The sequence below is a fragment of the Pseudomonas sp. GM24 genome, from assembly GCF_000282235.1.
Classification (GTDB): domain Bacteria; phylum Pseudomonadota; class Gammaproteobacteria; order Pseudomonadales; family Pseudomonadaceae; genus Aquipseudomonas.
This window is the reverse complement of the sequence record NZ_AKJR01000083.1, coordinates 1-12,645: the sequence shown is the minus strand read 5'-3', so window position 1 is coordinate 12,645 and position 12,645 is coordinate 1. Positions and strand designations below refer to the sequence as shown.

At 60.5% G+C, this 12,645-nt stretch carries 10 protein-coding genes; 6 read left to right on the top strand and 4 right to left on the bottom strand.

Annotation, left to right across the window (positions count from 1 at the left end; translation table 11 throughout):
• The first annotated feature begins 242 nt into the window (after positions 1–242).
• The 4 genes from tauA to tauD are packed head-to-tail and all read left to right on the top strand — an operon-like array spanning position 243 to position 3,766.
• Positions 243–1,220: a taurine ABC transporter substrate-binding protein gene (tauA, locus tag PMI23_RS12320; protein ID WP_007917920.1), complete on the top strand. Its 978-nt coding sequence runs from the start codon at positions 243–245 to the stop codon at positions 1,218–1,220.
• Between the two features lie 16 nt (positions 1,221–1,236).
• Positions 1,237–2,031, top strand: coding sequence for a taurine ABC transporter ATP-binding subunit (gene tauB / locus PMI23_RS12315; RefSeq protein ID WP_007917917.1), 795 nt, complete (start codon positions 1,237–1,239; stop codon positions 2,029–2,031).
• Positions 2,028–2,867: a taurine ABC transporter permease TauC gene (tauC, locus tag PMI23_RS12310; protein ID WP_007917916.1), complete on the top strand. Its 840-nt coding sequence runs from the start codon at positions 2,028–2,030 to the stop codon at positions 2,865–2,867. Before tauB ends, tauC begins: the two co-directional genes overlap by 4 nt.
• 56 nt (positions 2,868–2,923) lie before the next feature.
• Complete coding sequence (tauD, locus tag PMI23_RS12305; protein WP_007917914.1) at positions 2,924–3,766, top strand: taurine dioxygenase; 843 nt, start codon at positions 2,924–2,926, stop codon at positions 3,764–3,766.
• Positions 3,767–3,992: 226 nt separating this feature from the next.
• Here tauD and mgrA read toward each other — a convergent pair whose 3' ends face one another.
• The 3 genes from mgrA to PMI23_RS12290 form a co-directional block, all read right to left on the bottom strand.
• Positions 3,993–5,030, bottom strand: coding sequence for an L-glyceraldehyde 3-phosphate reductase (mgrA, locus tag PMI23_RS12300; RefSeq protein ID WP_007917913.1), 1,038 nt, complete (start codon positions 5,028–5,030; stop codon positions 3,993–3,995).
• A gap of 110 nt (positions 5,031–5,140) precedes the next feature.
• Entirely contained in the window at positions 5,141–6,460 is a 1,320-nt protein-coding gene (locus PMI23_RS12295; RefSeq protein ID WP_007917912.1) for an LLM class flavin-dependent oxidoreductase, read from the bottom strand.
• 1 nt (position 6,461) lies between these two features.
• A complete protein-coding gene (locus PMI23_RS12290) occupies positions 6,462–8,687 on the bottom strand; it encodes a TonB-dependent receptor (RefSeq protein ID WP_007917911.1) in 2,226 nt (741 codons plus the stop codon).
• 205 nt (positions 8,688–8,892) lie between these two features.
• Here PMI23_RS12290 and PMI23_RS12285 point away from each other — a divergent pair, with 205 nt between their 5' ends.
• On the top strand, positions 8,893–9,930 hold the full coding sequence (locus PMI23_RS12285; protein ID WP_007917910.1) for a LacI family DNA-binding transcriptional regulator: 1,038 nt from the start codon (positions 8,893–8,895) through the stop codon (positions 9,928–9,930).
• 189 nt (positions 9,931–10,119) lie between these two features.
• Positions 10,120–10,380 (top strand): hypothetical protein, encoded by a 261-nt coding sequence (locus PMI23_RS12280; protein WP_007949845.1) that lies wholly within the window; start codon positions 10,120–10,122, stop codon positions 10,378–10,380.
• A gap of 24 nt (positions 10,381–10,404) precedes the next feature.
• On the opposite strand, the gene betT is transcribed toward PMI23_RS12280, so the two are convergent.
• Positions 10,405–12,366, bottom strand: coding sequence for a choline transporter BetT (gene betT, locus PMI23_RS12275; RefSeq protein ID WP_177321052.1), 1,962 nt, complete (start codon positions 12,364–12,366; stop codon positions 10,405–10,407).
• Between the last annotated feature and the right edge of the window lie 279 nt (positions 12,367–12,645).

Sequence of the window (12,645 nt, the reverse complement as noted above, 5' to 3'; positions counted from 1 at the left end):
CTGAACGACCAAGTCGAACTCAGGATTTGAAAAGCCCCCGATCTGCTCCCTTTCCCCCTCTCCCATTGGGAGAGGGCTGGGGTGAGGGGCTGGATCTCAATGACACAACTTTTCTCGAACACATCTCCCGCTTAGATTTTTCCGCTCATAAGCTCATTCTAAAAAGTTATTTATTTACCGATTCTTAGATCATTTAGTCTCCTTTCACGCCGACGCTCGGTCGCCTGATATGGAGCTGTTCAATGAAACTGAATTTCCCGCTTCGCCTGCTCGCCGTAGCCTCCTTGGCTGCCGCAAGTTTCCTGGCTCAGGCCGCCGACCTCACCGTCGCTTACCAAACCACTGTTGACCCGGCGAAAGTCGCTCAGGCCGACGGCGCTTACGAAAAAGCCACCAAAGCCGACATCGCCTGGCGCAAGTTCGATAACGGCGCCGACATCATCGCCGCCATCGCCTCCGGTGACGTGCAGATCGGCTACCTCGGCTCCAGCCCGCTGACTGCCGCGATCACCCGCAAAGTCCCGGTCGAAACCTTCCTCATCGCCACCCAGATCGGCGCCGCCGAAGCACTGGTCGCTCGCGACGGTTCCGGCATCAAGACCCCGCAAGATCTGATCGGCAAGAAAATCGCCGTGCCGTTCGTGTCCACCGGTCACTACAGCCTGCTCGCCGCGCTGAAGCACTGGAATATCGACCCGTCGAAAGTCACCGTGCTCAACCTCGCCCCACCAGCGATCATTGCCGCATGGAAACGCGGTGACATCGACGCCACTTACGTGTGGGATCCGGCGCTGGGCGTGGCCAAGGAAAACGGCAAAGTACTGATCACTTCCGGCGAGCTGGCCAAGTTCGGCGCGCCGACTTTCGACGCGTGGATCGTGCGCAAGGACTTCGCCGAGAAGCATCCGGAAATCGTCACCGCCTTCGCCAAGGTCACCCTCGACGCCTACGCCGACTACCGCAAAGACCCGAAAGCCTGGCTCGCCAATCAGTCCAACGTCGACAAACTGGTGAAACTCTCCGGCGCCAAGGCCAGCGACATTCCGTTGCTGCTGCAAGGCAACGTCTACCCGCTGGCGGCGGATCAGGTCGTCAGCCTCGGCGCGCCGACCACCAAAGCCATCACCGACACCGCCGCGTTCCTCAAGGAGCAAGGCAAGGTCGAAGCCGTTCTGCCGGACTACGCGCCGTACGTCAGCGCCAAATACATCACCAACTGATCGGGAGTTAACTGCGATGGCCTTGCTACAGCTGGAGCGCATCAGCGCACAGTACCCGGGCAGCCCGACACCGGTGCTGGCGGATATTTCTCTGACCCTGGGGCCTCAGCAATTGCTGGTCGCCCTCGGCCCGTCCGGCAGTGGCAAGACTTCGCTGTTGAACCTGATTGCCGGTTTCGTCGAACCGAGTGCCGGGCGCATCACCCTCGACGGCGTACCGGTCAAAGGCCCGAGCGCCGAACGTGGCGTGGTGTTCCAGGACGATGCTTTGCTGCCCTGGCAGGATGTGTTGGCCAATGTCGCGTTCGGTCTGGAACTGGCTGGTGTCGCCAAAGACAAGCGCGAAAAGATCGCCCGCGAAATGCTCGCACTGGTTGACCTCTCCGGTTTCGAAAGCCGTCGTATCTGGCAGCTTTCCGGTGGCCAGAAACAACGCGTCGGCCTCGCCCGCGCCCTCGCCGCTGATCCGCGCGTATTGCTGATGGACGAACCCTTCGGCGCCCTAGACGCGTTCACCCGCGAACAGATGCAGGAGTTATTACTGCAAGTCTGGCAGCGCACGGCCAAGCCGGTTTTCCTGATTACCCATGACATTGAAGAAGCGGTATTCCTCGCCACTGACCTGATTCTGCTCGCGCCGAATCCGGGGCAGATCGTGGAGCGTCTGCACTTGGACTTCGGTCAGCGTTACGCCGCCGGTGAGTCCGCCCGCGCGATCAAATCCGATCCGCGTTTTATCGAAACCCGCGAACACGTGCTGAGCAAAGTGTTCTCGCAACGCAGCGCCGGGCAACGGCAGGAGCGCGCATGAGCAGTTACGACGTTTCCTCGACTGCGGTAAAACCCGCCACCGCGTCGGTGGCGATTCCGCTGCGCCGCAGCCTCAGTACACGCTGGATCAGCCTGCTGACGTTGTTCGCTTTGTTGGCCATCTGGTGGGCGGTGACTGCTACTGGATTGATCGAACCGCTGTTCCTGCCACCCCCCTCCGCCGTGCTGCAAAAGGGCTGGTTGCTGGCGACCACGGGCTATATGGATTCGACGTTGTGGCAGCACCTCGGCGCGAGCCTGAGCCGCATCGGTCTGGGCCTCGGTTTTGCGATTCTGACTGCCGTACCGGTGGGCATCGCGATCGGCGCCAACCGTATCGCCCGTGGCGTGCTCGATCCGCTGATCGAGTTCTACCGCCCTATTCCGCCGCTGGCTTATCTGCCGCTGATCGTGATCTGGTGCGGCATCGGCGAGTTGTCGAAAGTGCTGCTGATCTATCTGGCGATTTTCGCGCCGATTGCCATCGCTACTGCCACCGGCGTGCGCACGGTTGATCCAGCGAAATTGCGTGCGGCGCAGTCGTTGGGCGCGACGCGTTTGCAGCTGATTCGTCATGTGATTTTGCCGAGCGCGTTGCCGGACATTTTGACGGGCGTGCGCATTGGTCTGGGGGTTGGTTGGTCGACGCTAGTCGCGGCTGAACTGATCGCCGCCACCAGCGGTTTGGGCTTCATGGTGCAGTCGGCTGCGCAGTTCCTGGTCACCGACGTGGTGGTGCTGGGGATTCTGGTCATCGCCCTGATCGCTTTCGCCATGGAAATGGGCCTGCGCGCCCTGCAGCGCAAACTGGTGCCATGGCACGGCCAGGCCCACTGATTTTTCAGCACTGACTACCCCGACACATCGGGGCCCAAGACTTGAAGAGAAAGACCATGAGCAGCCTCAGCATCACCCCTTTAAGCTCAGCCCTCGGCGCGCAGATCAGCGGCGTAGACATCAGCCAGCCGTTGACCCTGGAACACCGCGACGCCATCGAACAGGCGCTGCTCAAATATCAAGTGTTGTTCTTCCGCAACCAGCCAATCGAGCCTTCGCAACAGGCGCGTTTTGCCGCCTACTTCGGCGACCTGCACATTCACCCGATCTACCCGAACGTGCCGGAACAACCGGAAGTGCTGATCCTCGACACCGCCGTCACCGACGTGCGCGACAACGCGATCTGGCACACCGACGTGACCTTCCTGCCAACGCCGGCGATGGGCGCGGTGCTCAGCGCCAAGTTGCTGCCGGAGTTTGGTGGCGACACGCTGTGGGCCAGCGGCATTGCCGCGTATGCAGCGCTGTCGGCGCCGCTGAAAGGCTTGCTGGAAGGGCTGACTGCAACTCACGATTTCACTCGTTCGTTTCCGCTGGAGCGCTATGGCAACACGCCTGAAGCATTGGCGCAGTGGGAAGAGGCGCGACGCAAGAATCCACCGCTGTCGCACCCGGTGATTCGTACGCATCCGGTCAGCGGGCGGCGCTCGTTGTTCGTCAATGAAGGCTTCACCTCGAAGATCAATGAGCTGTCGGAAACCGAGAGCGAAGCGATTCTGAAGTTTCTGTTCGCCCATGCAACGCGACCGGAATTCACCATTCGCTGGCGCTGGCAAAAGGACGACATTGCGTTCTGGGATAACCGCGTGACGCAGCATTACGCGGTGGATGATTATCGGCCGGAGCGGCGGGTGATGCAGCGGGCGACGGTGTTGGGGGATGTGCCGTTTTTTCGTTGAGACGTTTTAAAGCCAAAAGCCCCTCACCCTAACCCTCCCGAAACGTCGGACCGCCCCGAGGGAGAGGGGACTGACCGAGGTGTTTGTACGAGCTACATCGACCTGAAATGTCGGGTTGAATTCAAGTTTTGAAAGGCATGAAGATCTGCTCCCTTTCCCCCTCGCCCGCCTGGGGGAGAGGGCTGGGGTGAGGGGGTTGGATCTTGCTGACCCAACCCAATCTTCATCACTCCGCCGTCGAAGGCTTCTCCCAAAGATTGATCCCGCCCTCTTGGGCAAACCGGTCAATCTCTGCCAACTCTTCAGCACTGAAACTCAAATTCTTCAACGCCCCGACGTTCTCGATAATCTGCTCCGGCCGGCTCGCACCAATCAGCGCCGACGTCACCCGAGGATCGCGCAGCGTCCACGCCAACGCCAATTGCGCCAGGCTCTGGCCACGACGCTTGGCGATTTCATTCAACGCCCGCACATGAGCAATGTTGGCCTCGGACAGGTGCGAAGCCTGCAACGAACCACCACCCGGACGATTGACCCGCGCATCCGCCGGCACGCCATTGAGGTATTTGTCGGTGAGCAGACCTTGCGCCAACGGGGTAAACGCGATCACGCCGGTGCCGAGTTCATCGGTGGTATCCAGCAGGTCTTTTTCCACCCAGCGATTGAGCAGGTTGTACGCCGGTTGGTGGATCAACAGCGGCACTTTCCACTCTTTCAACAGCGCCGCGATCTCACGGGTTTTCACCCCCGAGTACGACGAGATACCGATGTACAACGCCTTGCCCTGCTGCACGGCTGTAGCCAGGGCGCTGGCGGTTTCTTCCAGCGGGGTGTCCGGGTCGAAGCGGTGCGAATAGAAGATATCCACATAGTCCAGACCGAGGCGTTGCAGGCTCTGGTCGAGGCTGGCCAGCACGTATTTACGCGAGCCACCGCCCTGGCCGTAAGGGCCGGGCCACATGTCCCAACCGGCCTTGCTGGAGATGATCAGTTCGTCGCGGTACTGCTTGAAGTCTTCGCGCAGCAGGCGGCCAAAATTGATCTCGGCACTGCCGTACGGCGGGCCGTAGTTGTTGGCCAGGTCGAAGTGGTTGATGCCCAGATCGAACGCTGTGCGCAGCAAGGCGCGCTGGGTGTCGATCGGCGTGCTGTCGCCAAAGTTGTGCCACAGGCCCAGCGACAGCGCCGGCAGCACCAGACCACTGCGCCCGACGCGGCGGTAAGGGATGGAGTCGTAGCGGTTTTCGGCAGCGGTGTAAGTCATCGAATCCTCTCTTGTCTGTCTTGAAATGGGTGTCGACTTCATCGCTAGCAGGCTAGCTCCCACATTGGAATGCAGTCTCCTGTGGGAGCTAGCCTGCTAGCGATTGGGTGCTACAAAAATCTATTGCCGGGTCGAGCCAGGCCAAGGTTCTCGCGCAACGTCCGGCCTTCGTATTCAGTTCTGAACAACCCACGCCGTTGCAGTTCCGGGACCACGCCATTGGCGAAGTCTTCGAGACCGCCCGGCAAGTGGGGTACCAGCACGTTGAAGCCGTCCGCCGCGCCCTGTTCGAACCACTCCTGCAAGCGATCAGCGATCTGCTCCGGTGTACCGACCAGGCTGTAATGCCCGCGCCCGCCGGCAATCTTGCGACCGAGTTCGGCGAGGGTCAGGTTCTCCCGGCCCGCCAGTTCAGTGAGCAATTTCTGCCGGCTCTGCTGACCGCTTTCGGTCAGCGGCAACTCCGGCAACGGCCCGTCCAGCGGGTACTTCGACAAATCGAAGTTACCCAGCATACGCCCAAGCAAGGCAACGCCAACCTCGGGTTCGACTAATTGCTGAAACGTTTCACATTTTTCCTGTGCTTCGGCTTCGCTGCCTCCGACCACGACAAAAACCCCGGGCATGATTTTCAGCGAATCGGCGCTGCGCCCGTACTTGGGCAGACGTCCCTTGAGGTCGGCGTAAAACGCTTGGGCACTGGCCAGCGAAGTCTGTGCGGTGAACACCACTTCAGCGGTTTGCGCCGCCAATTCGCGCCCGGTTTCCGAAGAGCCAGCCTGAACAATCACCGGTTGCCCCTGCGGCGAACGCGCAACGTTCAGCGGGCCTTTGACCTGGAAGTGCTCGCCGACGTGATCCAGCACATGCAGTTTCGACGGGTCGTAATACGCCCCACTGGCCTTGTCGCGCGCAAACGCATCATCCTCCCAACTGTCCCAAAGCCCGGTCACTACCTGATGAAATTCGCGCGCACGGCTGTAGCGTTCGGCATGGCCGATATGCTCATCACGACCAAAATTCAGCGCCTCGGCAGCATTGTCCGAGGTCACCAGATTCCACCCCGCTCGGCCGCCTGATAAGTGATCTAGCGAGGCGAATTTGCGCGCCACGTGATACGGCTCGTTGTAGCTGGTGGTTGCCGTCGCAATCAGGCCGATGTGTTCGGTCACGGCACTCAGCGCCGAGAGCAACGTCAGCGGTTCAAAATGATCCGACCGCGCCATACGACTGGCGATGTCCTGAGTCAGCGCGGCGACGCTGTCAGCGACAAACAACGCATCGAACTTCGCCGCCTCGGCAATCTGCGCCAGTTGTTTGTAGTGGGTGAAATCCAGGCCGGCGTTGGCCGGCACATCCGGATGACGCCACGCCGCCACGTGGTGCCCGGTGGCCATGAGAAACGCGCCGAGTTTCAACTGTCTGCTCATCTCAAAAATCCTTGCGCAGTTGCACGCCGAAGTAGCGCTCGTCATCCCGTGGCACGGCGCGATAAATGTAATTGCCGCCGCTGGCGAGCAATGGCGAATAGGACTTGTCGGTGAGGTTCTTGCCCAGCAGCGCGACGCGCCAGCCGTTGCTGTAATCGGCCAGAGCGACGCTGGCGTTCCACAGGCCGTAGGCGCCCTGCTTGGTGTCGGGATTCTGGCTGATGTCGTACTGCACTTCGCTCTGCCAGCTGTAGTCGGTGCCGAGTTCGATATCCAGACCGTTATCCAGCGGGATGCTGTAGTCGGCGCGCACGTAGCTTTTCCAGTCCGGGCTGAACGGCAGCGGTTTGCCGTTAACGTTGCACGACGCCGCCGCGCCCGCCGGGCAGGCGAATTCGTCGATGCGCGCGCGGGTGTAAGCCAGCGCTCCGGACAGCTTCAATTGCTGAGTGGCCTGCAAGGCGTAATCGAGTTCGACGCCTTCGGTACTGACACTGCCGGCGTTGATCAGACGCGTCACAACCTGGCCGGCGACGGTGTCGAAGAAGTTCGCCTGATAGTTGTCGTACTCGCTGTGGAACACCGCGAGGTTGGTGGTCAGGCGATTGTTCCAGCTCGTCGCTTTGATCCCCGCTTCCCAGGTGTTGGAGGTTTCCGGTTTCAGTGCTTCGGTATCACGCGGCTGCATATTGAAGAACACGTTGTAGGCCGGGCCTTTGTAACCGCGCGAATAGGTCAGATACGTAGTGACGGCGTCGCTCAAGTCGTATTGCACACCGAGGCGGCCGGACCAGCCGTCTTCGTCGACAGAACCTGAGCTGCTGGTCGCCGGTTGGATACCGCTGACCGTGGTCGCGGAGGTCGAAACGCGGCGGTGATCGTATTCGAGATCATCGTGGGTGTAGCGCAGGCCGGCGATGCCGCGAAAGTCCGACGTGAAGTTCAGCGTGCTCTCCCCGAACACCGCATAGCTGTCGCTGCTGGTGCTGTAATCAGCGACGCCGCGATCGGTGCGCGTGGTCGTTGTCAGCGTGCGCTGATAGGTCTCGTCGTCCTTGCCGTGCATGTAGAACAGACCGCCGACGTATTCGAGGAACTCGCCCTTCGGCGAGGCCAGACGCAACTCTTGCGAGTATTGATCGAAGGCCAGATCGCCCTTGTCCGCGGTGCCGGGGAACGCGGCTGTCACGGTACCGAGACGGTCACCATCCTGATACTGGGTGTTGTCCCAGCCGCGCCATGCGGTGATCGACGTCAGTGTGTAATCGCCCAGTTGCCAGTCGAGTTGGCCGGACAGGCCTTTGTTGATGTCCTCAACGTGTGAGCGGGTGTCGGTGTTGATGTCACGGTTGTGGCTGCTCGCATTGACCGGGCTCAGCGCATTGGCGAAGGCCGGGGTCAGCGACTTGCTGACAACGCCATTGGGACCGTCGTCGTGGGACTGCATGTAATCGGCGATCAAGGTGAAGGTGACGTCGTCATTCGGGGTGAATTCGAGTTTTCCGCGCACGCCACGATGGTTGTAGCCGTTGACCTCTTGACCGTTGTGTTGGTTGTCGACGTTGCCGTCGTAGGTGCCGAACAGCGTGCTGATCGAGCCTTTCAGCGTGTCCGGTATCAGGCTGCCGCCAATGCCGAAACGGGTGCGGCTTTCGTTGCCGCTGTAATACGACTGATCGATGTAACCGTGGGTCTCGGCGGTGGGTGCCTTGCTGGTGATGTTGAGTACACCGGCCGAAGCGTTTTTGCCAAACAGCGTGCCTTGCGGACCACGCAATACTTCGACGCGTTCCAGATCCAGCAGATCGAGCGTGGACTGCCCCGGCCGCGCATACACCACGCCATCGATCACCGTCGCCACGGTCGGCTCGACGCCAGGCGAGGTGGAAATCGTACCGACGCCGCGCACGAATAACGAGGTGTCCTTGTTCGATGCGCCGGTGCGGAAATTCAGCGACGGCACTTGCTGGACGATACTGGCCACGCCGTTGCGGTTATCGCGCTCAAGCTGTTCGCCGTCGATCACCGAGACCGCCACCGGCACTTTTTGCAGCGACTCTTCGCGGCGCGTGGCGGTGACGGTCACCGGTTTGAGAGTCGGCTCCTGATCACTGCTCTCGGCAGCGAATGCGTTGGGCAACGGCAGCGCCGCCAACCCCGTGAATAACCAGCCGGCAGCGCGAATCGACTGCGCCAGTGTGTGTGTCGCCCCAGGAATGTTGTGCATGTTTGCCCGCTCGAAATTGGCCCTTAACCGCTGCCGTTCTGCGACGACAGCGCCTGAATCGGTGTCTTGGGCATTCGCTCGAGCGAGTAGCAGACAGCGCGCTTTGTTAGCGCTACCATCAACAGTATTGGCAAGCAGCACATAGAGCGTCCAATACTGAAAAATTACTTTTATATGCGATTTGGTTTTTAAGAAGGATCGAGCCTTGAGCGAAGAAAAAACCCGCAAACGCCGTGGCGCCGGACGCGTGACCTTGAATGCTGTGGCACGTGAGGCTGGGGTTTCGGCGATTACCGTGTCGCGCTATTTCAATCAGCCCGAACAGGTTTCGCCCGAGCGCCGCGAGCGGATTGCGACGGTGGTGGCGGAGTTGGGTTACGTACCGAATCTGGTGGCCGGCGGATTGGCTTCGGCGCGGGGCAAAATCGTCGGCATGGTCATCCCGAACATCTCCGGGCCGATCTTCGCCAATACCATTCAGGGTTTCAGCGATACGCTTAGTCGCCATGGCTATCAGCTGTTGCTGGCGTCGAGTTACTTCAGTACCGAGCAGGAAGAAAACGCCGTGCGCGCGTTTCTCGGCTGGTCGCCGGCGGCGCTGGTGCTGACCAGTCACTTTCACAGTGCCGGCACGGAAAAGATGATCGCCGAAGCGGATATTCCGGTGATTGAAACCTGGGATTACCAGCCGGATCGTGAGCCGATGCAGATCGGCTTTTCGCATTTTGAAGTGGGCGTGACGGCCGCCAGATATCTACTCGGAAAAGGCTACCAACGTATCGCCTTCGTGCAGAACAGCGCTGCGGGCGACTTCAGCGCACTGGAGCGCCGCGACGGTTACGCGGCGACCTTGCGCGAATCCGGCCTGGATCCTTGGGTCTTCGCCCCTGACGCTGATCGCGCACCATTCGAGGCCGGCAAACAGGCGATGGACGCCCTGATGAGCGCCTCACCGCGCCCCGACGCGATCATCTTCGCCAACGACAACCTCGCCGCCGGCGGCCTGCTCGCCGGGCAACGCGCGGGTTTGAAAATCCCCGAAGACTGCGCCGTTCTTGGCTTCGGCGACTACCCGTTCGCCGAGATGCTTTTGCCAAGTCTGAGCACGATCAAACCACCGGCACTGGAGATCGGCGTACTGGCTGCAACCCGCGTACTGGAAAGCCTTGGCGTATTGCCGAGCGACGAGGTGCAACGTCTGAACCTGCTGCAGTGCCAAGTCATCGAACGGGAAAGCATCTGAGGAATATGGCAGAGGCTGGATTGGCTATGCTCTAAAGAACACCGAGGTGGCCCTTTCGCGAGCAGGCTCGCTCCCACAGGGATTTCCTGTGTACATGAAATTTATGTCCAGCCGAGTTTCATTGTGGGAGCGAGCCTGCTCGCGAAGGGGCTCTTCCCGGCACTGCACCTCCATCAGGCAGAACGCCCCATGCACACCGCCATCATCATTTTCTTCGGCCTGGTCCTGCTCGCCCTGATGCTCTACATCGGCGAGCGCATCGGCTTCAGCCGCCAGACCATGGCCTACGGCTTCGCCGCCCTGTGGCTGGCATTGACGGTGATTAATGGCGCGGTGGGAGTGGTGCATGCCGGCCAGTCCGTGGGTTCGGAAATAGCGATTGGCAGTGCGGTATTCGGCGTGCCGATGGCGGCAATGGTGTTGTTCATGGTGCTGAGCGCCGAGTCCTAAGCAGACCCGGCGCCCAACCGCCGATCAACGCACCAGATGCAGGAATTGCATATGGCGTTCGTACTGGTCGAGGATGTCGTTGATGATCTGCTCTTTGGTGTAACCGACCAGATCGTAGTCCTGACTGCCCTCGCTCAAATGCACTTCGGCGCGGTAGTAGCGACGATTGTTGAGCTGCTTCGAGCCCATCCCGCCACGCGCGAACGACGGCGTGAAGTAGCCGCGCATCTGCACCTGATAGATGAACGGATGCGCATCACCATGGCCGATTTCCAGGCTGACGCTGTCATTCGCCGGATCCGGCTGGGTGACCACGTTGAGGCCTTTCTCGACGAACACCGCCGTCACTTCTTCAATCGCCGGACGCACCGTGGTGTCCATGAAGCGGTACACCTCGTCCCGCGACGGGAAGTGCACAGCCTGACTCAAGCGCTGGCGCCAGCCGCCCGTGCCGCGCCGCGAACCGGAGACCGGTGCCAGCGAATGCAACTGCGCGATCTGCTTCTGCGACTCCAGATAGAAAGCCTTGTGCAGGCCCCACATCATCAGCAACAGAATCAACGAGAACGGCAACGACGTCAGCACCACCGCCGATTTCAGCGCATCGATGCTGCCGGAGAACAGCAGCGCACTGGTGATCAGCGCGGTCATCGCGCCCCAGAACACCCGCAGCCATTTCGGCCCGTCTTCGTCCGGGGTGCCGCCCTTGGCCGACAGCGTCGAGAGCACCACGGTGCCGGAATCGGCAGACGTGACGAAGAACACGAAGCTGATAAACACCGTCACAGCGATGACGGTTTTGCTCCACGGGTAGGTTTCCAGCAGCAGGTAAATGCTCATCGACGGGTTGTCGATGGCCGACATGCCCAACGCGCTCATGCCGTGATTGAGCACTTGATCGAGCGCGCTGTTGCCGAAAATCGACATCCACGCGAGGGTGAAACCGAGCGGAATCAACAACACACCGAAAACGAATTCGCGGATGGTGCGGCCACGGGAAATCCGTGCGATGAACAGGCCCACAAATGGCGACCATGCAATCCACCAGGCCCAGTAGAACACTGTCCAGCCACCGAGCCAGTCGCTCGGTTTGTCGTAGGCGTAGAGATCAAAACTCTTCATCGGCAAGGCGCCGAGGTAGTCACCAAGGTTCTGGATCAAGGTGTTGAGCAGGTGCTGGGTTGGCCCGGCGAACAACACGAACAGCAGCAGCGCACAGGCCAGCAGCATGTTGATGTCGGACATCACCCGCACGCCTTTATCGACGCCGGAGACGGCCACGATGATCGCCGCGCCCATCATCAGCGTGATCAGGCCGACCTGAATCCACTGGGTGTGCGCGATACCGAACAGGTAGTCGAGACCGGAGTTGAGGTGCAGTACCCCAAAGCCCATGTCCGCGCCCAGACCGAACACCGTGGCAATGATGCCGAAGCCATCCACTGCGTAACCGATCGGGCCGTTGATGCGTTTGCCGATCAGCGGATACAGCGCCGACCGCAGGGCCAGCGGCAGGTTGTGGCGGTAAGCGAAATAGGCCAGCGCCATGCCGACGAAGGCAAACACGCCCCAGCCATGCAGGCCCCAGTGCAGAAACAGAATCTGCATGGCCTGACGCGCCGCATCCGCGGTGCCCGCCTCGCCTTGCGGCGGCTGCAGCATGTGGGTCAGCGGTTCAGAGACGCAGAAGAAGAACAGCGTGATGCTGATCCCGGCGGCGAACAGCATGCCGGCCCAGGACAGGTAACTGAATTCGGGCTCGTCGTGGTCGGCACCGAGTTTTATCTTGCCGTAGCCGGATAAGGCGGTGACCACCACGAAGACCAGATACAGGGTCATCGCGAGCATGTAATACCAGCCGACCGTATTGGCCGCCCAGTTTTGCGCTTCCAGCAGCCAGGCGCCGGCCTGCTCAGGCATGGCGATAACAACGAGACCAAACAGCAGAATGACCGTCGCGGCGAAGTAGAACACCGGCGGATTCATGCGCACCAGACCGCTGGCGGGGGTAGACGATGCACTCATGAAACGTGCACCTCGAGGGGTTGAAACGTGGCTGAAATGATCGGACTCAGCAAAGGCAAGCCTCCTGTTGTGAGCGGGCAGCGAACCACCGGTTTAACTTGAATGAACGTTCAAGTTAAACATGGATGAGGTGGTAAGGACTAATCGTACGGCTAGGCGGTAGTTTTCCTACGCTAGCTCAAGGATGGGTATGACGTGGGTTTGAGGGTATTCGTTCAATAGCCCCTCACCCTAGCCCTC

Bases quoted from the DNA above. Each gene is read 5' to 3' on its own strand.
- PMI23_RS12290 (WP_007917911.1), bottom strand. From the start codon at position 8,687: ATGCACAACATTCCTGGGGCGACACACACACTGGCGCAGTCGATTCGC.
- tauA (WP_007917920.1), top strand. From the start codon at position 243: ATGAAACTGAATTTCCCGCTTCGCCTGCTCGCCGTAGCCTCCTTGGCT.
- PMI23_RS12295 (WP_007917912.1), bottom strand. From the start codon at position 6,460: ATGAGCAGACAGTTGAAACTCGGCGCGTTTCTCATGGCCACCGGGCAC.
- betT (WP_177321052.1), bottom strand. From the start codon at position 12,366: ATGAATCCGCCGGTGTTCTACTTCGCCGCGACGGTCATTCTGCTGTTT.
- tauD (WP_007917914.1), top strand. From the start codon at position 2,924: ATGAGCAGCCTCAGCATCACCCCTTTAAGCTCAGCCCTCGGCGCGCAG.
- tauC (WP_007917916.1), top strand. From the start codon at position 2,028: ATGAGCAGTTACGACGTTTCCTCGACTGCGGTAAAACCCGCCACCGCG.
- PMI23_RS12280 (WP_007949845.1), top strand. From the start codon at position 10,120: ATGCACACCGCCATCATCATTTTCTTCGGCCTGGTCCTGCTCGCCCTG.
- tauB (WP_007917917.1), top strand. From the start codon at position 1,237: ATGGCCTTGCTACAGCTGGAGCGCATCAGCGCACAGTACCCGGGCAGC.
- mgrA (WP_007917913.1), bottom strand. From the start codon at position 5,030: ATGACTTACACCGCTGCCGAAAACCGCTACGACTCCATCCCTTACCGC.